The organism is Ralstonia pickettii (assembly GCF_001699815.1).
Lineage (GTDB): Bacteria > Pseudomonadota > Gammaproteobacteria > Burkholderiales > Burkholderiaceae > Ralstonia > Ralstonia thomasii.
In genome coordinates this window covers 112,890-134,893 of record NZ_MCGB01000086.1, presented here as the reverse complement: position 1 = coordinate 134,893, position 22,004 = coordinate 112,890, and the positions used below count along the sequence as shown (strand labels likewise).

The 22,004-nt window shown below is 65.6% G+C and carries 19 protein-coding genes; 7 read left to right on the top strand and 12 right to left on the bottom strand.

Annotation, left to right across the window (positions count from 1 at the left end; all coding sequences use genetic code 11):
* The first annotated feature begins 95 nt into the window (after positions 1-95).
* Both BEK68_RS18105 and BEK68_RS18100 read left to right on the top strand, forming a co-directional pair.
* The gene (locus BEK68_RS18105) at positions 96-1,520 is read left to right on the top strand and encodes a dihydrolipoyl dehydrogenase family protein (RefSeq protein WP_009239360.1); all 1,425 of its coding nucleotides are present in this window, start codon (positions 96-98) and stop codon (positions 1,518-1,520) included.
* A 101-nt stretch (positions 1,521-1,621) separates the two neighbouring features.
* Positions 1,622-2,512: a DODA-type extradiol aromatic ring-opening family dioxygenase gene (locus tag BEK68_RS18100; protein ID WP_009239361.1), complete on the top strand. Its 891-nt coding sequence runs from the start codon at positions 1,622-1,624 to the stop codon at positions 2,510-2,512.
* A 31-nt stretch (positions 2,513-2,543) separates the two neighbouring features.
* On the opposite strand, the gene BEK68_RS18095 is transcribed toward BEK68_RS18100, so the two are convergent.
* On the bottom strand, positions 2,544-3,572 hold the full coding sequence (locus BEK68_RS18095) for a D-2-hydroxyacid dehydrogenase family protein (protein WP_004628208.1): 1,029 nt from the start codon (positions 3,570-3,572) through the stop codon (positions 2,544-2,546).
* 426 nt (positions 3,573-3,998) lie between these two features.
* Here BEK68_RS18095 and BEK68_RS18090 point away from each other — a divergent pair, with 426 nt between their 5' ends.
* Both BEK68_RS18090 and BEK68_RS18085 read left to right on the top strand, forming a co-directional pair.
* Positions 3,999-5,867: a phosphoenolpyruvate carboxykinase (GTP) gene (locus BEK68_RS18090; protein ID WP_009239362.1), complete on the top strand. Its 1,869-nt coding sequence runs from the start codon at positions 3,999-4,001 to the stop codon at positions 5,865-5,867.
* A gap of 864 nt (positions 5,868-6,731) precedes the next feature.
* A complete protein-coding gene (locus BEK68_RS18085; RefSeq protein ID WP_009277210.1) occupies positions 6,732-7,568 on the top strand; it encodes a winged helix-turn-helix domain-containing protein in 837 nt (278 codons plus the stop codon).
* Positions 7,569-7,695: 127 nt separating this feature from the next.
* Here BEK68_RS18085 and otnI read toward each other — a convergent pair whose 3' ends face one another.
* From otnI to BEK68_RS18055, 6 genes are all read right to left on the bottom strand, one after another.
* Positions 7,696-8,484 carry a 2-oxo-tetronate isomerase gene (otnI, locus tag BEK68_RS18080; protein ID WP_009239365.1) on the bottom strand — a complete coding sequence of 263 codons (789 nt, stop codon included), beginning with the start codon at positions 8,482-8,484 and terminating at the stop codon, positions 7,696-7,698.
* Between the two features lie 23 nt (positions 8,485-8,507).
* Positions 8,508-9,833 carry an MFS transporter gene (locus tag BEK68_RS18075; protein ID WP_009239366.1) on the bottom strand — a complete coding sequence of 442 codons (1,326 nt, stop codon included), beginning with the start codon at positions 9,831-9,833 and terminating at the stop codon, positions 8,508-8,510.
* 65 nt (positions 9,834-9,898) lie between these two features.
* On the bottom strand, positions 9,899-10,543 hold the full coding sequence (locus tag BEK68_RS18070) for an aldolase (RefSeq protein WP_009239367.1): 645 nt from the start codon (positions 10,541-10,543) through the stop codon (positions 9,899-9,901).
* Positions 10,540-11,853 carry a 3-oxo-tetronate kinase gene (gene otnK / locus BEK68_RS18065; protein WP_009239368.1) on the bottom strand — a complete coding sequence of 438 codons (1,314 nt, stop codon included), beginning with the start codon at positions 11,851-11,853 and terminating at the stop codon, positions 10,540-10,542. The genes BEK68_RS18070 and otnK overlap by 4 nt, the downstream gene beginning before the upstream one ends.
* Entirely contained in the window at positions 11,850-12,761 is a 912-nt protein-coding gene (gene ltnD, locus BEK68_RS18060; RefSeq protein ID WP_009239369.1) for an L-threonate dehydrogenase, read from the bottom strand. Before ltnD ends, otnK begins: the two co-directional genes overlap by 4 nt.
* 15 nt (positions 12,762-12,776) lie before the next feature.
* Complete coding sequence (locus BEK68_RS18055; RefSeq protein WP_004628218.1) at positions 12,777-13,493, bottom strand: FadR/GntR family transcriptional regulator; 717 nt, start codon at positions 13,491-13,493, stop codon at positions 12,777-12,779.
* Between the two features lie 133 nt (positions 13,494-13,626).
* Here BEK68_RS18055 and denD point away from each other — a divergent pair, with 133 nt between their 5' ends.
* Positions 13,627-14,610: a D-erythronate dehydrogenase gene (gene denD, locus BEK68_RS18050; RefSeq protein ID WP_009239370.1), complete on the top strand. Its 984-nt coding sequence runs from the start codon at positions 13,627-13,629 to the stop codon at positions 14,608-14,610.
* Here the strand turns inward: denD and BEK68_RS18045 are convergent.
* Together BEK68_RS18045 and BEK68_RS18040 are read right to left on the bottom strand one after the other, a co-directional pair.
* Positions 14,607-15,251 carry a response regulator gene (locus BEK68_RS18045; RefSeq protein WP_004628220.1) on the bottom strand — a complete coding sequence of 215 codons (645 nt, stop codon included), beginning with the start codon at positions 15,249-15,251 and terminating at the stop codon, positions 14,607-14,609. The two genes, denD and BEK68_RS18045, sit on opposite strands and share 4 nt — an antisense overlap.
* The gene (locus BEK68_RS18040) at positions 15,248-16,687 is read right to left on the bottom strand and encodes a cache domain-containing protein (RefSeq protein WP_004628221.1); all 1,440 of its coding nucleotides are present in this window, start codon (positions 16,685-16,687) and stop codon (positions 15,248-15,250) included. The genes BEK68_RS18045 and BEK68_RS18040 overlap by 4 nt, the downstream gene beginning before the upstream one ends.
* 226 nt (positions 16,688-16,913) lie before the next feature.
* Between BEK68_RS18040 and BEK68_RS18035 the strand changes: the two genes are divergently transcribed.
* Both BEK68_RS18035 and BEK68_RS18030 read left to right on the top strand, forming a co-directional pair.
* Positions 16,914-18,968 carry a carbon starvation CstA family protein gene (locus tag BEK68_RS18035; protein ID WP_009239371.1) on the top strand — a complete coding sequence of 685 codons (2,055 nt, stop codon included), beginning with the start codon at positions 16,914-16,916 and terminating at the stop codon, positions 18,966-18,968.
* A gap of 8 nt (positions 18,969-18,976) precedes the next feature.
* The gene (locus BEK68_RS18030) at positions 18,977-19,171 is read left to right on the top strand and encodes a YbdD/YjiX family protein (protein WP_009239372.1); all 195 of its coding nucleotides are present in this window, start codon (positions 18,977-18,979) and stop codon (positions 19,169-19,171) included.
* Positions 19,172-19,246: 75 nt separating this feature from the next.
* On the opposite strand, the gene BEK68_RS18025 is transcribed toward BEK68_RS18030, so the two are convergent.
* The 3 genes from BEK68_RS18025 to metX all read right to left on the bottom strand — a co-directional run bounded on the left by BEK68_RS18025 (position 19,247) and on the right by metX (position 21,941).
* Positions 19,247-19,993 carry a tetratricopeptide repeat protein gene (locus BEK68_RS18025; RefSeq protein WP_009239373.1) on the bottom strand — a complete coding sequence of 249 codons (747 nt, stop codon included), beginning with the start codon at positions 19,991-19,993 and terminating at the stop codon, positions 19,247-19,249.
* 101 nt (positions 19,994-20,094) lie between these two features.
* On the bottom strand, positions 20,095-20,730 hold the full coding sequence (gene metW / locus BEK68_RS18020) for a methionine biosynthesis protein MetW (RefSeq protein ID WP_009239374.1): 636 nt from the start codon (positions 20,728-20,730) through the stop codon (positions 20,095-20,097).
* Positions 20,727-21,941, bottom strand: coding sequence for a homoserine O-succinyltransferase MetX (metX, locus tag BEK68_RS18015; RefSeq protein ID WP_009239375.1), 1,215 nt, complete (start codon positions 21,939-21,941; stop codon positions 20,727-20,729). Before metX ends, metW begins: the two co-directional genes overlap by 4 nt.
* Positions 21,942-22,004: the final 63 nt, after the last annotated feature.

Genomic DNA, 22,004 nt, shown 5'->3' with positions numbered 1-22,004 from the left:
CAAGACAGGCGGCGGGCGCGCCGCTTGCTGCGCATGGCGCGCCCGCCGGCGCGCCGCCAAGGTCGTCCGGCCGATACTTCTTCGACGGACACCTCATGCCCGCAAACCCTGCACATGCGTTTGACCTGATCGTGATCGGCGCCGGTTCGGCCGGGCTCGCGGCTGCGCGCCGATCTGCGGAACTTGGGGCCCGCACGCTGCTGATCGACCGCGCGCAAATCGGCGGCACCTGCGTCAACCGCGGATGCGTGCCCAAGAAACTGCTCGGCTACGGCGCCGCCTGGTCGCAGACGATGGCTCGGTGCTTGCGCGCCGCACACACCTCGGACGCCTGGGCCGATGCCATCGCCCGCACGCGCACCGAAGTCGCGCGGCTGCACGAAACGCATTTCGCCCGCCTGGCCGATGCCGGCGTGCAATGGCTGAGCGGCATGGCCTCGCTGCGCGGCCGCGGCATCGTCCGGGTGCAAGCCGAGTCCGGCAAGACCACGCTGCGTGCGCGCCAGATCGTGCTGGCCGCCGGCACCCGCCCCACGCCGCTTCCCGTACCCGGCGCGGAGCTGGCGTGCACGTCCGACGACGTGTTTGGTTGGGACACGCTGCCCGCATCGCTCATCATCGCGGGCGGCGGTGTCATCGCGGTGGAAATGGCGTCCACGTTGGCGCGCTTCGGCGTGCGGGTCACCGTGCTGACGCGCGATGCGCGCGTGCTGCCGGAATTTGATGCCACGGTGGCCGAGGCCGCCGCGCTGTCGCTGGCTGGCTGCGGCGTCGACCTGATCCTGAACGCCGACGTCGTCCGCATCGAACGCGATGCCGTGAACGGCGGCGGCGTGGCTGTCTACGCGAGCACCGAGGGCAGCGACGTTCCGCGCGTGCTGCGCGCCCAGCGCATGCTGAGCGCCATCGGACGCACGTCGAACATCGCAGGCCTTGGCCTGGAGGCCGCAGGCGTCACGCTCGATGCGCACGGGCGCATTGCCGTCGACCGCCACTTCCGTACACGCGCCCGCGGCGTCCATGCAGTAGGGGACATCTGCGGCGGCAGCCCGCTGCAATTGACGCCCGTGGCCGTCGCGCAGGGCCGCTACGTGGCCGAACGCCTGTTCGGCAAAGGGATCAAGCTGCCTGACATGAACACCGTGCCGATGGCCGTGTTCTGCGATCCGGCCATCGCCGGCGTGGGCCTGACCGAGGCCGACGCGCGCACGCGCTGGCCCGAACTTGGCAAACGCGGGCCGGACACCGACAAACGCGCCCTGGCCGACCGCATCGACATCGTCGTCCGCCGCTTTGTCTCGCTGGAGCAGCGCTTTGCGGGCTCGGGCATGGAATCGCTGATCAAGCTGGTGTGCAACGCGCGCAGCGGCCGCGTGCTCGGCGCGCACATCGTCGACAACGCCGCGCCGGAGATCATCCAGGCGATGGCGGTGGCCGTGCGCATGGGCGTACGGCTCAAGCATCTGCAGTCGACCGTCGGCCTCCACCCGACGGTGGCGGAGGAATTGCTGGGCATGTAAGCGCACTCGTTCAATTTTCCTGATCCCGCCCTGCAAATCCATGCACGTTACAGGTGCTGCATCGGCGCACAATGACAGACACTTTCTTCAGGAAATTTGACATGCTCCCCGTGCTCTATCTGTCCCATGGATCGCCCATGCTGGCGGCCGATCCGGGCCCCGTCGGCAAGATGCTTGCGGCGCTCGGGCAAGAGATGGCAGCCCTCAAGCCGCGCGCCATCGTCGTGGTTTCACCGCACTGGATGACGCGCCGGCCGGCCGTCACTGCCCGCGCGCAGCAGGAGGCCTGGCACGACTTCGGCGGTTTCCCGCCGCAGCTCTACGCCCTGGAATACGCCCCGCCGGGCGCGCCCGACGTGGCAGAACGCATCCGTGCGCTGATCGACGGCAACATCGTCCCCGGGCTGGAAGAACAGGCCTCCACCGTGCTGGACCCGCGCCAGCCGCTGGACCACGGCGCGTGGGTGCCGCTGATGCTGATGCTTCCCGAGGCGAAGATCCCCGTCGTGCAGGTGTCGTTGATGCCGGGCTTGTCGCCGGCGTGCCAGATGGCGATGGGGCGCACCCTCGCGCCGCTGCGCGACGAGGGTGTGCTCATCGTCGGCTCCGGCAGCTTCACGCACAACCTGCGCGCGCTGATGCGCGGCCCCGGCATGGCGCAGCACGGCGTGCCGGTCGAGCCTTGGGTGACGGCCTTCCGCGAATGGATGATCGAGACGATGACCGACGGCATCCGCAGCGGCGATTTCACCCGCTTCTGCGATTACCGCGCGCAAGCCCCGAACGCCGCCCACGCCCACCCGACCGATGAACACCTGATGCCGCTGTACGTGGCGCTGGGCGCAGCCATGGGCCAGCCGAGCCAGGCCACGCCGGGCGGCGTGCAGGCTCAGCACGTGGTCGATACGGTGACGTACGGATCGCTGGCGATGGACAGCTTCCGCTTTGACGGCGCGGGCGCCAATCAGCCGCAGCTGCGCGCCGCGGCTTGATTAACGGAAACGACGGGTAGAACGACTGGCGTTATGCGCGGATCAGCGCAGGCGCCAGTGCCGTCGGATTGACCACGCTGTCGACGTTGCCCTGCAGAACATCGAGGATGTTCTGGAACGCGACGCTGAAGTACAGCTCGTAACCTTCGCGCTCGACGTAGCCGATGTGCGGCGTGCAGATGCAGTTCTCCATGCGCAGCAGGGTGTGGCCCTGCAGGATGGGCTCCGTTTCAAACACGTCGATGGCGGCCATGCCCGGGCGCCCGCGGTTGAGCGACGTCACCAGGCCGTTTTCTTCCACCAGCTCGGCGCGGCTCGTGTTGACGAAGAGGGCGGTCGGCTTCATGCGCGTGAGGTCGGCCACCGTGACGATGCCGCGCGTTTCGTCGTTCAGGCGCAGATGGACGGACAGCACATCGGACTGCTCGAACAGCGCGTCCTTCGAATCCGCCACGGCAAAGCCATCAGCGCGAGCCCGCTCTTGCGAGCCTTCGCGGCCCCACACCAGCACATTCATGCCGAAAGCGCGGCCGTAGCCGGCCACGAGCTGACCAATCTTGCCGTAGCCGAAGATGCCCAGCGTCTGGCCTTTCAGGACGCGGCCAATGCCAAAGTTGGGCGGCATCGTCGTGGATTTCAGCCCCGACTGCTGCCACGCGCCGTGCTTGAGGCTCGCCACGTATTGCGGAATACGACGCTGTGCGGCCATCACCAGCGCCCAGGTCAGCTCGGCCGGCGCCACCGGCGAGCCTTTCCCCTCCAGCACCACCACACCCTTGTCGGTGCAGGCATCCAGATCGATATGGCCGCCCGAGTCGCGCGATACGCGGCCCGTCTGGCTGATGATCTTGAGTTTGGGCAGGCGATCGAGCAACTGACGCGTCACGCGCGTGCGCTCCCGGATCAGCACAATGGCTTCAACGTCCGCCACGCGTGCGGCCAATTGCCCCACACCTTTGACGGTGTTGTTGAACACTTTGACTTCGTGGTCTTGCAGCAGGCTGAAGCAATCCAGCTTGCGAACAGCGTCTTGGTAGTCGTCCAGTACGGCAATCTTCATCGACATCTCACTTCGAACAATGGTGCGCAGCAAAAAACAGCGATCCCTCGCGGTGGTATTCTTCCCATCCCTCGTCGCACGACAATCCGTGTCGACGTTTGGAATTGCCCGCCGCGGGCACGCAATTTGCGCAGCCTCGCTGGTGACGAGTCCTTGTTCTACGGTCTGTTGACCTCGGTCCCGCCACTTTAGCGCACGCGGCCCTCGCTGCCCGGAAAAACCCACCTTCCGTCAGTGCACCGCTTTGTAACTGAATGTGAAATCAGCACGGCTCCCGTCCCTCCGCCTGCCTCACCTCTCCCTCTGGAAACCGCTGATCCGGCTCGCTTCCGATGCGCCGTCGATCGCTTTCCACCCCGCCGCTGGGCGCGGCCGCCGTGCTGATCCGACACCGATTTCTTTCTCACTTCCATTGGAGTTTTGGTCATGAATCAACCCGTGATGCAGGGCGTGCCCGCATTGAACGTGCCCGATTACGTGAAACACCCGCGCCTGGTCGCGTGGGTGGGCGAGGTGGCGGCGCTCACCAAGCCGGAGCGCATCGTCTGGTGCGATGGTTCGCAAGAGGAATACGACCGCCTGTGCGCCGAGATGGTGGCCGCCGGCACGATGAAGCAGCTCAACCCGGCCAAGCGCAAGAACTCGTACCTGGCGCTGTCGGACCCGTCGGACGTGGCACGCGTGGAAGACCGCACCTTCATCTGCTCACAGAAGAAGGAAGACGCCGGCCCCACCAACAACTGGACGGCCCCGGCCGAGATGCGCCAGACGCTGAACGGCCTGTTTGACGGCAGCATGCGCGGCCGCACGCTGTATGTGGTGCCGTTCTCGATGGGCCCGCTGGGCTCGCCGATCGCGCACATCGGCGTGGAGTTGTCGGACAGCCCGTACGTGGCCGTCAACATGCGCATCATGACCCGCATGGGTCGCGCGGTGTACGACGTGCTGGGCACTGACGGCGATTTCGTACCGTGCGTGCACACCGTCGGCAAGCCGCTCGCCGCCGGCGAAAAGGACGTGCCGTGGCCGTGCAACCCGACCAAGTACATCGTGCATTTCCCGGAAACGCGCGAAATCTGGTCGTTCGGCTCGGGCTACGGCGGCAATGCGCTGCTGGGCAAGAAATGCTTCGCGCTGCGGATCGCCTCCACCATGGGCCGCGACCAGGGCTGGCTGGCCGAGCACATGCTGATCCTGGGCGTGACGTCGCCGGAGGGCAAGACGTACCACGTGGCTGCGGCCTTCCCGTCGGCCTGCGGCAAGACCAACTTTGCGATGCTGATTCCGCCTGCAGGCCTGAACGGCTGGAAGGTGACGACCATCGGCGACGACATCGCCTGGATCAAGCCCCGCCAGGACGCCAACGGCAAGACGCGCCTGTACGCCATCAACCCGGAAGCCGGCTACTTTGGCGTGGCTCCGGGCACGAGCGAGAAGACCAACTTCAACGCGATGGCCACGCTCAAAGAGAACGTCATCTTCACCAACGTGGCCCTCACCGACGACGGCGACGTGTGGTGGGAAGGCATGACCGACACGCCGCCGGCGCACCTGATCGACTGGCAGGGTCAGGACTGGACGCCTGCGAGCGCCAAGGAAACCGGCCGCAAGGCAGCGCATCCGAACGCGCGTTTCACGGCGCCCGCCGCGCAATGCCCCTCGATCGATCCGGAATGGGACAACCCGGCCGGCGTACCCATTGATGCGTTCATCTTCGGCGGCCGCCGTTCGACCACCGTGCCGCTCGTTACTGAAGCGCGCGACTGGACCGAAGGCGTGTACATGGCCGCGACGATGGGCTCGGAAACCACCGCTGCCGCTGCCGGCCAGCAAGGCGTGGTGCGCCGCGACCCGTTCGCCATGCTGCCGTTCTGCGGCTACAACATGGCCGACTACTTCGCACACTGGCTCAAGGTTGGCGAGAAGCTGGCCGACAGCGGCGCAACGCTGCCGAAGATCTTCTGCGTGAACTGGTTCCGCAAGGATGAAAACGGCAAGTTCGTGTGGCCGGGCTTTGGCGAGAACATGCGCGTACTCAAGTGGATGATCGATCGCATCGAAGGCCAGGCGCAGGGTGAGGAACACGTCTTTGGCGTGTCGCCGCGCTACGAAGAACTGAGCTGGGATGGCCTGGACTTCACAGCGGAGCAGTTCGCCAAGGTGATCTCGCTGGACGCGGACGCCTGGAAGCAGGAACTGGCGCTACACGACGAGCTGTTCACGAAACTGGCGCACGGCCTTCCGCAAGCACTGCCCGATGCCAAGACCCGCCTGGAAGAACGCCTGGGCGGCTGACGCCCGTAGCCTCCTCGGCACCAGGAAAAGAAAGCCCGCCTCGCGCGGGCTTTTTTGCGTCCGCCCACAACAGGTTGCCCAAACAACGAGCAGTAATCCTAAAGTTTTAAATCGCGCGAATTACCCCTGCCACAAAACAGATCAATTGATTTTTAGCAAATCCGATTGTTTTGTAAAAAATACCGGCGCACACATGAAATCAATCATTATGCCGGCGCGAGCATAATCGTTATGCATTTATGCCAGACTTGAATTATTGCACGCATGATATCCGCCAAGAACGTTGCCGGGCTTAGCTTTATGAAGAATGAATGTCAACCGCGCCATCCCAGTTCACGGGGAATTCAATGAATTTCGAAATTTTAAAATTCCTGCGTGACGAATCCCTACGGGATTCTTATAATCCGGCAAAACGGAATCCTTTCTCTCTGAGCCAGAGGGGGTTCATGACTAGAGGAAACGGGAAAGGGCGAACAAGCCTTATGCCAACGGAGGTGGGGGATCCCTGCTTCACCGGCGCTCGGGGGGGCGCCGGCTCGGATTGCGCGTAAGCGATACCGCACACTGTGCAAACGATTGCATGGTCCGGCACGCTGCGACTGGCACCGAGGGGCTTGCAGACCTTTCTCAGGACCACCCTGGACACCACCCAGGAGGCTCCGCTGGCGATCGTCGACGGGAACAGCAGCATGACGATCCGCGCAAGGCCAACGGCCGGGCAACAGCGCCCGCAAGAAACGACATGCGAGCACACGCGCAATTGCCCGCATGGCACTCATAACAACGCGCACCGCAGACTGCAGAGCGCAGCCGCAGGGCTGCTCGCCGGAGTGTGTCGGCTGGTTAGACGGGAGATATTACAAAGTGGGTATTCAGATCTTGCTGGTCGAACACGACCAGGCAGAGGGGGAGCGTCTGTCGTTTTCCCTGCGTGATGGTGGACACGATGTTCAACGGGTCAGCCATCCGAGCCAGGCGCAGCCTGCCATCCTGGCCGCCATGCCGGAGCTGCTCCTGATGGAGTGGACGTGGCCCGAGCGCGAGTCGATCGACATGCTGCTGGCCTTGCGCGCCAACATGCAGACGCGCGGCCTGCCGGTCATCGTGCTGTCCCGTCATGGCGATGCGCGCGCCAAGATTGCCGCGCTCGACGCCGGCGCCGACGACTACGTCGTCAAACCGTGTGACACGGGCGAGCTGCATGCCCGCATCCGCGCCGTACTGCGCCGCCGCGCGCCGCACCAGCATGGCGACGACATCCTGCAGGTCAACGGTCTGCGCCTCGATCCGCTCACGCTGGGTGTGACTGCCCAGACCGAAACCGGCCCCCGCGCCATTGCGCTCAGCCCGCTGGAATTCCGCCTGCTGCACTTTCTCGTCGCGCATCCGCAACGCGTGCATTCGCGCACGCAGCTACTGGACCGCGTGTGGGGCAACCATGTCTTCGTGGGTGAGCGCACGGTCGATGTGCACGTGCGCAAGCTGCGCGTGGCGCTGGCCGGTACGCCTTGCGACGGCCTGATCCAGACCGTGCGCGGCGGCGGCTATCGGCTCGTGGCCGGCACTGGCGGCACGACGGCCGCGCATGCTGCCGAAGCGATCGGCATGCAACTGGAAGCCGCAACCCGCAAGGCCGAACTGCCGGCATACGGGCGCGTCCCCGCGACGCGCTCGCTCGGCCCCGCTCAATTGGGCGCCTGACGAGCCTCTGCGCCGGAATCGACCGCCGCTTGCGCATCGCGCAGCGGCGGTTTTCTTTTGCGTCAGCGCTTGGCGATGCGCACCCCAGCCCGGGCAGATCGCCGCCGTTCGTTCTTGTGGTGCAGCGTCAACGCTGGCTCTCACGCCAGCGTCTGAGCCAGCCAAGTCCTTCGCTTGTACCGGCACGCGGCCGATATTCACACCCGACCCAGCCGTTGTAGCCAAGCGCATCCAGCAGCGCAAAGAGGTGCGGATAGTGGAGTTCACCTTCGTCCGGCTCGTGGCGATCGGGCACGCCGGCGATCTGCACGTGGCCCACACCATCGACGTACTGCTTGAGCTTGACCGATAGATCGCCCTCCATGATCTGCGCGTGGTACAGGTCGAACTGCACCTTGACGTTGGCGGCGCCCACTTCCTTGCACACCGCATGCGCCTGCGCTTGGTGCGTGAGGAAGAAGCCCGGCATGTCGCGCGTGTTGATGGGTTCCAGCACGATGGTGACGCCCGCACCGGCAGCCTCGCGCGCAGCGTAGGCGACATTGCTCACGTAGATGGTGTGATGGCGTGCGCGGTCTGCTCCGGCGGGCAGCAGGCCAGCCATCACGTGCAGACGCGTGTTGCCGAGCACCTGCGCATACTCGAGCGCTGTCGCAATGCCGCGCTTGAACTCCTCTTCGCGACCGGGCAGCGAGGCGATGCCGCGCTCGCCGCCCGCCCAATCGCCCGGCGGCGCATTGAACAGCGCCTGCGTGAGACCTGTATCGTCAAGACGGGCGCGGATATCCGCCTTGTCGAAGTCATAGGGAAAAAGGAACTCCACGCCCTCGAAGCCATCCTTTGCCGCAGCGGCAAAGCGGTCGAGGAACGCGTGCTCCTGGTACATCATGGACAGGTTGGCGGCAAAGCGCGGCATGACAGACCTCTGAATACGATTGCTTATTTATTGACCAGCTTCGGCGGCGTGCGCAACACGGCAATGCAGCCGAGCACCAGCACGCCCGCCAGCGCGTACATGCCGGCGGATGTGCTGCCCGTCATGTCCTTGAGCGCACCGATCATATAGGGGCTCACGAAGCCGGCCAAGTTGCCGACGGAGTTGATGGCGGCAATGCCGGCCGCAGCAGCGGTGCCTTGCAGGAACGCCGTCGGCAGGGACCAGAACAGCGGCGCGCACGTCAGCACGCCCGCGGCGGCCAATGACAGGAACACGATCGACAGGGCCACGTTGTGACCCGCCGTTGCCACCACGGCAAAACCGACTGCGCCCATCAGCGCCGGCACAACCAGGTGCCAGCGGCGCTCGCGGCGTGCATCGGCGCTGCGGCCGATCAGCACCATGGTGATCGCCGCACATACATACGGAATGGCGGAGAGCATGCCCACCATGAAGGTGTCTTTCACGCCGGCGCTCTTCACCAGCGTCGGCATCCAGAACGTCAAGCCGTATTGGCCCATGACGAAGGCGAAGTAGATCAGGCTCATCATCCACACGCGCGGATCGGAGAACACCTTGCCGATGCCGGGGTGCTCGGTCTTGCCTTTGTTGTCGGCCGCAATGTTGGCTTCGAGGATCTGCTTTTCGTCTTCCGACAGCCACTTGGCCTTGCGGATGCTGTCATCGAACTTCCAGAGCACCAGCAGCCCAACGAGCACGGCAGGGATGGCTTCGATCACGAACATCCACTGCCAGCCCTGCCAGCCGCCGGCTGCGCCCGCTCCGTGAAACGCACTCATGATCCAGCCCGACAGCGGGTTGCCGAAGATGCCCGAGATGGGAATGGCCGCCATGAACATCGCCACGATGCGCGCGCGGCGATGCGACGGATACCAGTACGTCAGGTACAGGATGATGCCGGGGTAGAAACCCGCTTCCGCCAAGCCCAGGAGGAAGCGCATCGCGTAGAACTGCGTGGGCGTCTGCACAAATGCAAACGCGCCCGAGATCAAACCCCACGTGATCATGATCCGCGCGATCCAGATACGCGCGCCGATCTTGTTCATCAGCAGGTTGCTCGGCACCTCGAAGAGAAAATAGCCGAGGAAGAAGATGCCGGCGCCCAGCCCGTACACCGTCTCGGAAAAATTCAGCGCCTGCGACATCTGCAGCTTCGCAAACCCGACGTTCACGCGGTCGAGATAGGCGACCACGTAGCACAGCATGATGAGCGGGACGATGCGGCGCGACACGCGCGCGTAGACACTGTCCTCTTTTGAAACGGCGTGCGAAGGCAACGCCGCCGTGGTGGCGGTCGAGGTGTTCATTTTGTCTCCGGTGTAAGTGTTATATGGGCCGAGCGGCGGGCACTACCGATCTGCTGCCGGTTGCTCTACCAACGGGCCCCGAACGTCTGGCGCAGTTCGTCGATCTGCGCGTCGGACAGCGGCGCCGGCTTGGGTTCGGTCATCAACCAAAGCCGTGCGGTTTCTTCCAGTTCTTCCAGCGCGTAAGCCGCAGTCGACACCGAGCCGTGCCACACCACGGGCCCCAGCCGGTCGAGCAGCACGGCGCGCACATCATTGGCCAGCGCGGCAATCCGCGCGGCCACATCCGGATGGCCCGGTCGCCGATACGCGATAAGCGGCACGTGGCCGACCTTCATCACGTAGTACGGCGTAATGGGCGGCAGCACGTCGGCTTCGTGCCAGACGCCCGCCAGCGTGAGCGCCACGAGATGCGTCGAATGCGTGTGCACCACGGCATGCGCCTCCGCATTGCGGTCGTAGATGCCGCGATGCAGGGCCAGCGTTTTCGACGGCTTGTCGCCGCTGACCCATTCGCCCGTCGCCAGCACCTTGGCGATACGTGCCGGGTCCAGCGTGCCGAGGCAGGCATCGGTGGGCGTGATGAGCCAGCCGTCAGGCAGGCGCGCGCTGATGTTGCCTGCCGTGCCGACGGTGTAACCGCGCGCATACAGGCTCTGTCCGACGCGGGTGATCTCTTCACGTAGCGCGCTTTCGTTCGTGGTGGTCATGCGATCGGCTCCGTGGTTGCGTGCGCCAGTTGCGCGAGCGCCTTCTCGAAGAAATCCACCGTGCCGAAGTTGCCGGACTTCAATGCCAGCGCAAGCGGATCGCTATCGATGGTGGCGGTCCAGGGCACACCGGGGTCGATCTGCGGACCGATGCGCAGCGCACGCACATCGAGCGCCTGCACCACCGCGCCCGAGGTCTCGCCGCCAGCCACCACGAAGCGGCGCACGCCATCGGCATGCAGCGTGCGGGCGATGCGGCCCAGTGCGTCTTCCACCAACTTGCCCGCGCGCTCAACGCCCAGCGTCTGCTGCACGCGTGCCACTTGCTCCGGCGCACTGGTGGCGTATACCAGCACCGTCTGACCTGCATGGCGGTGCACGAAATCGAGCGCCTCGACCACCACCGGTTTGCCTTCGGCCAGCGCCAGCGGATCCACCTGGAACGCCGGACGCGATGCTCGCCAGTGCGCCACCTGCGCGTTCGTCGCACGTGAACAGCTGCCCGACAGCACGATCGCCGAATCGGCCACGATCGGCAGCTGCGCCGTATTGCCATGCGCGGTGATCAGCCCCGCGCGGCGATATTGCGCCGGCAGGCCAAGCGCCAGGCCCGAGCCGCCGGTGAGCAGCGGTAGATCGGCAAATGCCTCGCCCAGGACGATCAGGTCGTCGTTGGATATGGCATCGGCAATTGCCAGCTTCACCCCGTCGGCGCGCAATTGCTGGGCCCGATCGCGAGCGGCCTGTGCGCCGCGCATGATGGTGTCGTAACGCAGCAGGCCGACTTTGCTCGCACTCTGGCGAGCCAGCACCGGCACGAGATTCGGATCGCGCATCGGCGTCAACGGATGGTGCTCCATGCCCGACGCGTTGAGCAGCACATCGCCCACAAACAGATGGCCTCGGAAGATCGTGCGGCCGTTTTCGGGAAAGGCGGGACAGGCCAATGTGAAATCGGTACCCAGTTCAGCCATCAACGCCTCGGCCACAGGCCCGATGTTGCCGGCGTCGGTGGAGTCGAAGGTCGAGCAGTACTTGAAGAAGAAGCGCGAACAGCCTTGCGCGCGCAGCCAGCGCAGTGCGCTCAACGACTGCGCCACGGCATCGGCCGCGGCAATCGTGCGCGACTTGAGCGCGACGACGATGGCATCGGCATCCGCTGCGATGGCCTCGCCGCCGGCCTGCGGCACACCGATGGTCTGCACCGTGCGCATGCCAGCGCGCACGAGCATGTTGGCGAGGTCGGTCGCACCGGTGAAGTCGTCGGCGATGCAACCGAGGACCGGGCGGGACGTGGGCGCTGCGCTCATTTCGGTTGGCCCTCCGGCAATGTGATCCCCGGGAAGATCTTGATCACGGCGGAGTCATCTTCCCTGGCGTAGCCGGCGGTGGACGCCTGCATGAACATCTGGTGCGCGGTGGCCGCCAGTGGCAGCGGGAATTTGCTCGCGCGCGCGGTATCGAGCACGAGCCCCAGATCCTTGACGAAGATGTCGACGGCGGACAGCGGCGTGTAGTCGCCGGCCAGCACGTGGGCCATGCGGTTTTCGAACATCCAGCTGTTGCCCGCGCTATGGGTGATGACTTCGTACAGCGCGTCCGCTGCCACGCCTTCGCGCAGGCCCAGTGCCATGGCTTCGGCGGCGGCGGCAATGTGCACGCCGGCCAGCAGCTGGTTGATGATCTTGACCTTGCTGCCCGCGCCCGCCTTGTCGCCCAGGCGATAGACCTTGCCAGCCATGGCATCGAGCACGTCGCCCGCCGCCGCATACGCCTCGGGCGTGGCCGAGGTCATCATGGTCATCTGGCCCGAGGCGGCCTTGGCAGCGCCACCGGAGATAGGGCCATCCACGTACAGAATGCCCTGCTGCGCGAGACGCGCCTCCAGCGCTATCGACCAGTTCGGGTCCACCGTTGAACACATGACGAACGTGCTGCCCCGTCGCATGGCGCCCGCTGCGCCTGCCTCGCCGAACAACACGGCTTCCGTCTGCGCAGCGTTGACCACCACCGAGACCACCACGTCCACACCCGCTGCCACCTCGGCAGGCGTTGCACAGGCCACGCCGCCTTCCTTGGCGAAATCTGCAGCAGCGCCCGGGCGCGCATCGCAGGCATACACGGTGTAGCCGTGATTACGCAGGGTCTTGGCAATGCCCAGACCCATGGCGCCGAGTCCGATCACGCCAACCTTCCGGTCAGCCGCCGATTGCGTCATGAATGGCTCCTGAAATCAGTCTTGCGCTGCATCGCGGCCCTCGGCCAAGCGACGTGCGGCATTGAACATGTGGGTCTGCGCGGCATTGCGTGCAGCGAGTGCGTCGCGGTGGCGGATCGCTTCGACCATCGCGCGGTGCTCGTCGCGGACCTGGCGGGCGAAGTCTTCGCGGCGCGCTTCGTTGCTGCGCGTCACGCCGATCGCTTCCTCCAGGTATTGGCTGAAAAAGCCGAGTGCCTGCACGAGGAACGGATTGCCGCTGGCGGCCGCGATGGCGCGGTGAAAACGCAGGTCTTCGGTCACGCCGTCACCGCCGGCCGCCACCGCAGCGTCGATGCTGTCGAGTGCGGCGTCGATCTCGATCATCTCGGCGTCGGTGCGGCGCTGGGCCGCGAGGGCGGCGCCTTCAGCCTCCAGCGCACGGCGCAGTTCGATGATGTGCAGCACGGCATCGATCGAGCCGGCTTGCGCCGCGTCGATCCGCAGCGGCTTGAGGCCAGCCTGCTGAGTGACGTACACGCCGCTGCCCTGGCGCGCTTCGACCACGCCTTCGTGGCGCAGACGCGAGATGGCCTCGCGGATCACGGTTCGGCTCACACCGAATTCCTGCCCGAGCACGGTTTCGGACGGCATGCGTTCGCCGCGGCGCAGTTCGCCCGCGTCGATCTTGTCCATCAGGGTCTGGGCCACGCGGTCGGACAGGGAGGGCGCGGCGTCGAGTCGTTCAAACATGGTGGCAGGGATGTCTTGGCAAGCGTAAATTCGTCGTGTCATCATACAAGTTGAGTCGTAGCGCTTCATCCCTGTTTACCCTAGGCACCGATCAAAACGCCCGGCGGCTTACGTCAGGCAAGAAGGAGACACCATGAATATCGTCATCACCGGCGGCGCCGGTTTCCTGGGCCAGCGCGTGCTGGCGGCACTGCTTCAGCAACCGGGCCTGCCGGCTGCGGACGGCTCGGTGCAGCCCGTTGAGACCTTCATCGTGCTGGACCAGGTGGCCGGTCAGATTGCCGATGCGCGCGTGCGCTACGTGACCGGCGATGCCTCCGACCCCGCCCTCATCGCGCAGGTGATCGACGAAAATGTGGGCGGCGTGTTCCACCTGGCCGCCGTGGTGAGCGGCACCGCCGAGGCCGACTTCGACCTCGGCATGCGCGTGAACCTGGACGGCACGCGCGCATTGCTCGATGCGCTGCGCGCGCAGCACGCCAAGACCGGCCGTGCACCGCGCGTGCTGTTCGCCAGCTCCGTGGCGGTGTTCGGTGGCCAACTGCCGGCCGTTGTCACCGACGACACGGCGGCCACGCCGCAGGCCTCGTACGGCGTGCAGAAGCTGATGGGCGAATTCCTGGTCGGCGAGTATTCGCGCAAGGGCTACATCGACGGCCGCGCCGTGCGCATCCCCACGGTGTCGGTGCGCCCGGGCAAACCGAACGGCGCGGCCTCGAGCTTTGCCAGCGGCATCATCCGCGAGCCGCTGGCCGGCGAGGAAGCCATCTGCCCGGTGGAAGCCGAGACTGAGCTGTGGCTCGCGTCGCCGCGCCAGGTGGTGGCGTCGCTGCTGCACGCGTACACGCTGCCGGCGTCGGCATGGGGCAATCGCCGCTCACTGAATCTGCCGGGCATTACGGTGCGCGTGGGCGAGATGGTGGAAGCGTTGCGCAAGGTGGCGGGCGATGCGCCGGTCTCGCGCATCCGCTGGGAGCCGGACGCGCGCATCAAGGCCATCGTGCAAAGCTGGCCGGCGCGCTTCGATACCGCGCGCGCCGATGCGCTGGGCTTTGGCCGCGACACCTCGTTCGAGGCGATGGTGCGCGATTACGTGGACAGCGCGAAGGGCGCCTAACGGCCCTTGCCCAGCTCCACCGCAAACTTCACCAGTTCTGCCTGCCCCTCGATGCCGAGTTTGCGCTTGAGGTTCAGGCGGTGCGATTCCACCGTACGCACGGACAAGCCCAGCTCGTCGGCGATGCGCTTGTTGGCATAACCCTTGGCGATGCCCTCGAGAATGTCGCGCTCGCGCGGCGTGAGCGCCTCGACCGGTGTAGGCATGACAGCCTGCTCCGCCATGCGCATCGCCAGCTGCGCGCTGTAGAACGGCCGGCCGGCCAGCACGGCGTCGATGGCCTCGACCAGCTCGCTGGCGGGCGCATCCTTGAGCACGTAGCCACGCGCGCCGGCGCGGATCACCTGCCGCACGTACTCCAGGTTGTCGTGCATCGACAGCACCAGCACGGCGATCTCGGGAAATTCCTCGGCAAACTTCTCGGTGAGCGCAATGCCGTTCATGCCGCGCATGCCGATGTCCATCAGCGCCAGATCGGGTGACAGTGTGCGCGCGGCCTGCAGGGCGGCATCCGCGTCACCGGCTTCACCCACCACTTCGAAATGCGGCACGGCTTCCAGCCGCACGCGCACGCCATCGCGCACGAGCGGGTGATCGTCGACGAGGAGCAGTTTGACGGGCGTGGGTGGTCGCATGTTCATACGAGTGGAGAAGAGGGGGCCGAAGCCAGTTGGGCGATGACGACATGCGGCAGCACGGCGCACACCTCGGTGCCGTGCGGGCCGGAGGCGATCGCACAGGTGCCGCCCAGGGCGGCCATGCGCTCACGCATGTTGCGCAGGCCGATGCCGTGCTGTGGGTCCACCTGCACGGATTCCACGTCGAAGCCGGGGCCGTTGTCGCGAACGGACAAGCGCACGGCATCAATATCGTTTTCAAGCAGCACGCCGATGCGCGTGGCTTGCGTGGCATGGCGCTCGATGTTCGAGACGGCCTCTTGCGCAATGCGGAACAGCGCGGTGTTGCACGCATCCGGCAATTGCACCGGCGGGCCGACAAGTTCAAGCGCAATCGCAGACCCCGGCTGGCTGTCTTCATGTGCCTCGCGCGTTTCGCGCACGAGCAGCTCCAGTGCGGCAGCCAGGCCGAGATCATCCAGCAGCGCAGGGCGCAGGTTGTGCGACACGCGCCGCACCTCGCCCAGCGCGCCGTTCAACCGGTCGAGCGCCCGGCGCAGCATGCTGCCCGCCCGTTCGATCGACGTCGGCGATGCCGCTGACGCTTCGAGATGGCCATGCGCGGTTTCCAGCAGCAGCTTGGTCGAGACGAGCACCTGGCTGATGCCGTCGTGCAACTCGCGCGAGACACGCGCACGTTCGTCTTCCTGCGACTTCACCACCTGCTGTGCGAGCTGGCGCAGCTTGGCATCGGCCTGGCGGTGGTCGCTCACGTTCAGCGCCAGCCCGCTGCCGGCCACCAGCAGGATGCTGATCGCGGCGATGCCCACCACCCAGGCCAATGTCTGGTCGATGTTCGCTTGCGCGCGCCGGTCGATCTCACGCAAGGTTTGTTCGATGTCGTCCAGGTACAGGCCGGTGCCCACCATCCAGCCCCACTGTGGAATCGGTTCGACATAACCGAGCTTGGGCACGCTCTGGTGCGTCGATGGCTTGTCCCACATGTAGCGCACGAAACCGCCGCCGGCCTGGGCGGCAGCCACCAGTTTCTGGATGGTCGGCTGGCCGCCGGAGTCCGTCAGGTCCCACAAGTCGCGCCCGACAAGTTCCGGCTGGCGCGGGTGCATGAGGTTGCGGCCGCGCAAGTCGTAGAGGAAGAAGTAGCCATCGGTGCCGAAGTCGAGGCGGGCGAGCGTGCGCATCGCTTCGTCGCGCGTGGCTTCGTCCCGGGCCGGGTCGCCACTTTGGCCGGACGCAAGCAACGGCGCGATGGCACTCTGCGCAAGCTTGACGTAAGACCGCAGCTCGGTCTCCTTGGCCTGCAGGTACGCCGATTCCACCAACTGTCGTTCGTGCCGCGCCAGTGCAATCGACTGGTGCCGCACGGTCAGCATGATCGCCAGCATGGCGATGGTCAGCGGCGCGACGGCGAGCAGCAGGATCTTCTGGCGGAGCTTCATGGCAAAACGCGGCGTACGTTGCGGCATCGCAAGGTGGCGCCGCGGTCTCGGTCGGGTGTGGCCCCTGCGTAGAACTACGGACCTGTGCTGCGTAGTCCTCCGCTTGTGGCGCGGGGCGAGGCTGGCAAATACTACACGCCCCTGTCACGGGGCAGGACTTACCGCAGGGATGAACCCACATCCCGCGTTCAGCAAATAGCTTCGACCAAGGTTCGAGGAGATCGACATGAGCTTCGTCAGGCAACACCTGATCTGGCTGGTCGTCGCCATTCTTGGCGCATCTGCTTTTGCCACCGTTGCGCTTGCGCGCGGCGAGGCAGTCAGTGCGCTATGGGTGGTGGTGGCCGCCGTATGCATCTACCTGATCGCGTATCGCTACTACAGCCGCTTCATTGCCGACAAGGTGCTCGGCCTGGACGGCACCCGCAAGACGCCCGCCTGGCGTTACAACGACGGGCTCGATTACGTTCCCACCAACAAGCACGTGCTGTTCGGGCACCACTTCGCGGCCATTGCCGGGGCAGGCCCGCTCGTGGGCCCCGTGCTGGCCGCGCAGATGGGCTATCTGCCCGGCATGCTCTGGATTCTGGCCGGCGTGGTGTTTGCCGGCGCGGTGCAGGATTTCATCGTGCTGTTCATCTCCAGCCGCCGCGACGGCCGCTCGCTGGGCGACCTCGTGAAGAGCGAGATGGGCACCGTGCCCGGCGTGATCGCGCTGTTTGGCGCGTTCCTCATCATGATCATCATCCTGGCCGTGCTGGCGCTGATCGTGGTGAAGGCGCTGGTCGGCTCGCCGTGGGGCACCTTCACGGTGGCCGCCACGATCCCCATCGCGCTGTTCATGGGCGTGTACGTGCGCTACGTCCGCCCGGGCCGCATCGGCGAGATCTCCATCATCGGCTTCGTGCTGCTGATGCTGGCCATCATCGGCGGTCAGGCGGTGCACGAAAATGCCGCGCTGGCGCCGCTGTTCACGTTCGACGGCAAGGCCCTCACGTGGATGCTGATCGGCTACGGCTTTGTCGCCTCGGTGCTGCCGGTGTGGCTGCTGTTGGCCCCGCGTGATTACCTGTCGACGTTCCTGAAGATCGGCACGATCATGGCGCTGGCCATCGGCATCCTGATCGTCGCGCCGCAGATGCAGATGCCTTCGCTCACGCAGTTTGCTGGCGGCGGCGGCCCGGTGTGGTCGGGCAACATGTTCCCGTTCCTGTTCATCACCATTGCGTGCGGCGCGGTGTCGGGCTTCCACTCGCTCATCGCGTCGGGCACCACGCCCAAGTTACTGGAGAACGAACGCCAAGCACGCTTCATCGGCTACGGCGCGATGCTGATGGAATCGTTCGTCGCCATCATGGCGCTGGTGGCCGCTTCGGTCATCGACCCGGGCGTGTACTTCGCGATGAACAGCCCTGCGGCACTGGTGGGCGCGACGCCCGATACGGTGGCACACACGCTGTCCACCTGGGGCTTCGTCATCTCCCCTGACGTGCTGATCCAGACCGCCAAGGACGTCGGCGAAAACACCATCCTCGCCCGTGCGGGCGGCGCCCCGACGCTGGCTGTGGGCATGGCGCACATCCTGCACCAGGTGGTGGGCGGCCAGGCCATGATGGCCTTCTGGTACCACTTTGCGATTCTGTTCGAGGCGCTGTTCATCCTGACCGCCGTGGACGCAGGCACGCGCGCCGGGCGCTTCATGCTGCAGGATCTGCTGGGCACGTTTGTGCCGGCACTCAAGCGCACGGATTCGCTCGTCGCCAACCTCATTGCCACGGCTGCGACCGTCGCACTGTGGGGCTACTTCCTGTACCAGGGCGTGGTCGATCCGCTGGGCGGCATCAACACGCTGTGGCCGCTCTTTGGCATCTCCAACCAGATGCTGGCCGCGATTGCGCTGACGCTCGGCACCTGCGTGCTGGTCAAGATGAAACGCGACCGCTACGTGTGGGTGACGCTGCTGCCGACCCTCTGGCTGCTGCTCTGCACGCTCACCGCCGGCTGGCAGAAGCTGTTCGATCCGGACCCGAAGATCGGCTTCCTGGCGCACGCCAACAAGTACGCCAGCGCGATTGCCGAAGGTAAGCTGCTGGCCCCCGCCAAGTCGATGGCGCAGATGCAGCAGGTGGTGCTGAACGACCGCATTGACGCGTTCCTGTGCGGCCTGTTCATTCTCGTGGTGGTCAGCATCGCGTGGTATGGCCTGCGCACGGTGCTCAAGGCGCGCGCCGCGAGCCGCCCGACCGCCAACGAAACGCCGTACGAAGCGCTGGGCGCGTGAGCACGGGCATGCGCGAAGAACTCGAAAACTTCGGCCGCTACCTGGGCCAGACGCTGCGCCTGATGGTCGGCGTGCCAGACTACGACACCTACGTGCGGCATATGCAGGAGACGCACCCCGGCCAGACCGTCATGACGTACGAAGACTTCTTCCGCGAACGCCAGGACGCGCGCTACGCCGGACGCGTCGGCCGCTGCTGTTGATGAACGGTTGAACACGCTCCCAAACAAAAACCGCCGGTGCATGCAGCCATGCCCGGCGGTTTTTTCTTGCGTGCCCTACATGGACCGACGTGCCGCTGTGGGCGGATCGCCGTGCTTGGCCCGATAGGTTTTCTCCACCAGTTCACGCAGCTTGCCGAGCGCCCCCACATCACCTTGGGCGGCCGCCCTGCCGTACCACTTCTTGGCCTGCTCGATATCCTGCGGCACGACACCAGGCTCGCCGCGCTCGTAATAGCTGCCGACGATGTACTGCGATGGCGCATCGCCCCCTTCGGCCGCCTTCTTGTACCAACTGAATGCGCGCCCGTAGTCGCGTGGCACACCGCGCCCGGTGAAGTAATCGGTGGCCAGCGCACGCTGCGCCTCGACATGCCCGCCGGCGGCGGCACGCTCGTACCACTTGTTGGCTTCTTCCAGCGAGCGCGGTACCAGTTCGCCGCGTTCAAACAATTCGCCGTAGGCAAACTGCGCGTGGGTCATCTGGTTGTCGGCGGCACGGCGCAGCCATTTGACCGCTTCGTCGGGCCGGGCGACGGTGCCTTCGCCGCGCATCAGCATCATCGCGTAGTTGAATTGCGCGAGCCGGTTGCCGCGCTGGGCTGCCTCGGCAAATTCATCGAAGGCGTGGCCGAAATCGTTCTTCTCATAGTGCGCGATGGCGATCTGGGTGAGGGCGTCGGCGTCGCCTCGCACAGCTTGCGGCGAGGTTGCGGCAAGTGCAAAAGGCGCCGCCATCCCCATCGCAATCACCAACACCGTCTGCAGCATGCGCGGACTACTGCGCCTGGTCTGTCTGCTCATCGCACGCTCCTCACCGGAAGAGGGTCCAGTGTAGCGCGCCACTGTGCTGCGTGTGGGCGCGCACAAACCAGCACACAGCAAGTCCATCGATGCCAGGGCAATCAGCCGGCGCGCACCCGGTACACCGCTACGCTGCCACGCCAGTTGGCGCCCCAGCGCACCACGTTGCCTTCGTGCAGCACCACACGGTCGAGAATCACCAGCCCAACCTTGGGCGCCAGCGCTTCAAAGTCGCGGATGGTCAGCACACGCACGTTGGGCGTGTTGTACCACTCGTACGGCAGCGACTTGGACACCGGCATGCGCCCGCGAAAAATCGAGAGCCGATGCGGCCAGTAGCCGAAGTTCGGAAACGACACGATGCACTCGCGCCCCACGCGCAGCATCTCGCGCAGCACCTGCGCCGTGTTGTGGATGGTCTGCAGCGTTTGCGAAAGGATGACCGTATCGAAGCTCTTGTCCTCGAACAGCGCCAGCCCGCCTTCCATGTTCTGCTGGATCACGTGCACGCCCTTTTGCGTGGAGGCCAGCACGCCCGCATCGTCGATCTCGATGCCGTAGGCCAGCACGTCGAGCTCATCCTGCAGCACGCGCAACAGGCTGCCGTCGCCGCAACCGAGGTCGAGCACGGTCGAGCGCGGCTCGATCCAGCGAGCGATGGCACGAAAATCCGCCCGGTCCGCCAGGACGTTCGGCACCGCCGACGGTGCCGCGGGGTTCAGCGTTTGCGTTGTCATGCGCCGATCTCCTGGGCGATGCGTTCGTAATAGGCGCGGACCAGCGCGTGGTAGCGCGCGTCTTCCAACAGGAAAGCGTCGTGACCGTGCGGCGCGTCGATCTCGCCGTAGGTGACGGGATGCTTGTTGTCGAGCAGCGCCTTGACCAGTTCGCGGCTGCGCGCAGGGGCGAATCGCCAGTCGGTCATGAAGCTGACGACGAGGTAGCTCGCCTTAGTATGCGCGACGGCCTTGGTCAGGCTGCCGCCGTAGGCCAGTGCGGGGTCGAAGTAATCGAGCGCGCGCGTGATCAGCAGATACGTGTTCGCATCGAAGTACTCGGCAAACTTGTCGCCCTGGTAGCGCAGGTAGCTCTCGACCTGGAACTCGACGTCGAACGAGAAGCGGATGTCTTCCGCCTTCAATTCGCGGCCGAATTTCGCGGCCATGTCTTCGTCCGACAGATACGTGATGTGGCCGATCATCCGGGCCACGCGCAAACCGCGCTTGGGCTTGACGTTGTGCGCGTAGTAATCGCCGCCGTGGAAATCGGGGTCGGACAGGATCGCGCTGCGCGCCACCTCGTTGAAGGCAATGTTCTGCGCCGACAGCTTGGGGGTGGACGCCACCACGACGCAATGCCGCAGCCGGTCCGGATACATCAGGCTCCAGGCCAGCGCCTGCATGCCGCCGAGGCTGCCGCCCATCACCGCCGCAAACTGCTCGATGCCGAAACGATCCGCCACGCGCGCCTGGGCGTTCACCCAGTCTTCCACCGTCACCACAGGGAAGCGCGCGCCATAGGGCAGGCCGGTTTCCGGATGCGGGCTCATGGGGCCCGTCGAGCCGAAACAAGACCCAAGGTTGTTCACCCCGATGACGAAGAAGCGGTTGGTGTCGACCGGCTTGCCGGGGCCGACCATGTTGTCCCACCAGCCGACTTCGCCCTCGGCGTGCACGCCCGCCACGTGGTGCGAAGCGTTGAGTGCGTGGCAGATGAGCACGGCGTTGGAACGGTCGGCATTGAGCGTGCCGTAGGTTTCGACCATCAGGTCGTAGCCGCAGATCTGCGAGCCGTTGCGCAGTTGCAGCGGCTCGGCAAAGTGCATGCGCTCGGGCACGACCAGGCCGATGGCGTTGGCCGGCTTGCCCTGGTGTGCCGTCGGAGAGGAAGTATCGGCCTGCGCCGCATCGGCTGCGGTGACCGCGGGGTCAGCCTGGATGTCTGTCATGGCACCAAATAAAAAACCCGACCGGCAACGCTGTTCACGCAACCAATCGGGTTCTCATGTGGC

Bases quoted from the DNA above. Each gene is read 5' to 3' on its own strand.
- BEK68_RS18105 (WP_009239360.1), top strand. From the start codon at position 96: ATGCCCGCAAACCCTGCACATGCGTTTGACCTGATCGTGATCGGCGCC.
- BEK68_RS18100 (WP_009239361.1), top strand. From the start codon at position 1,622: ATGCTCCCCGTGCTCTATCTGTCCCATGGATCGCCCATGCTGGCGGCC.
- BEK68_RS18095 (WP_004628208.1), bottom strand. From the start codon at position 3,572: ATGAAGATTGCCGTACTGGACGACTACCAAGACGCTGTTCGCAAGCTG.
- BEK68_RS18090 (WP_009239362.1), top strand. From the start codon at position 3,999: ATGAATCAACCCGTGATGCAGGGCGTGCCCGCATTGAACGTGCCCGAT.
- otnI (WP_009239365.1), bottom strand. From the start codon at position 8,484: ATGCCGCGCTTTGCCGCCAACCTGTCCATGATGTACCAGGAGCACGCG.
- BEK68_RS18075 (WP_009239366.1), bottom strand. From the start codon at position 9,833: ATGAACACCTCGACCGCCACCACGGCGGCGTTGCCTTCGCACGCCGTT.
- BEK68_RS18070 (WP_009239367.1), bottom strand. From the start codon at position 10,543: ATGACCACCACGAACGAAAGCGCGCTACGTGAAGAGATCACCCGCGTC.
- otnK (WP_009239368.1), bottom strand. From the start codon at position 11,853: ATGAGCGCAGCGCCCACGTCCCGCCCGGTCCTCGGTTGCATCGCCGAC.
- ltnD (WP_009239369.1), bottom strand. From the start codon at position 12,761: ATGACGCAATCGGCGGCTGACCGGAAGGTTGGCGTGATCGGACTCGGC.
- BEK68_RS18055 (WP_004628218.1), bottom strand. From the start codon at position 13,493: ATGTTTGAACGACTCGACGCCGCGCCCTCCCTGTCCGACCGCGTGGCC.
- denD (WP_009239370.1), top strand. From the start codon at position 13,627: ATGAATATCGTCATCACCGGCGGCGCCGGTTTCCTGGGCCAGCGCGTG.
- BEK68_RS18045 (WP_004628220.1), bottom strand. From the start codon at position 15,251: ATGAACATGCGACCACCCACGCCCGTCAAACTGCTCCTCGTCGACGAT.
- BEK68_RS18040 (WP_004628221.1), bottom strand. From the start codon at position 16,687: ATGAAGCTCCGCCAGAAGATCCTGCTGCTCGCCGTCGCGCCGCTGACC.
- BEK68_RS18035 (WP_009239371.1), top strand. From the start codon at position 16,914: ATGAGCTTCGTCAGGCAACACCTGATCTGGCTGGTCGTCGCCATTCTT.
- BEK68_RS18030 (WP_009239372.1), top strand. From the start codon at position 18,977: ATGCGCGAAGAACTCGAAAACTTCGGCCGCTACCTGGGCCAGACGCTG.
- BEK68_RS18025 (WP_009239373.1), bottom strand. From the start codon at position 19,993: ATGAGCAGACAGACCAGGCGCAGTAGTCCGCGCATGCTGCAGACGGTG.
- metW (WP_009239374.1), bottom strand. From the start codon at position 20,730: ATGACAACGCAAACGCTGAACCCCGCGGCACCGTCGGCGGTGCCGAAC.
- metX (WP_009239375.1), bottom strand. From the start codon at position 21,941: ATGACAGACATCCAGGCTGACCCCGCGGTCACCGCAGCCGATGCGGCG.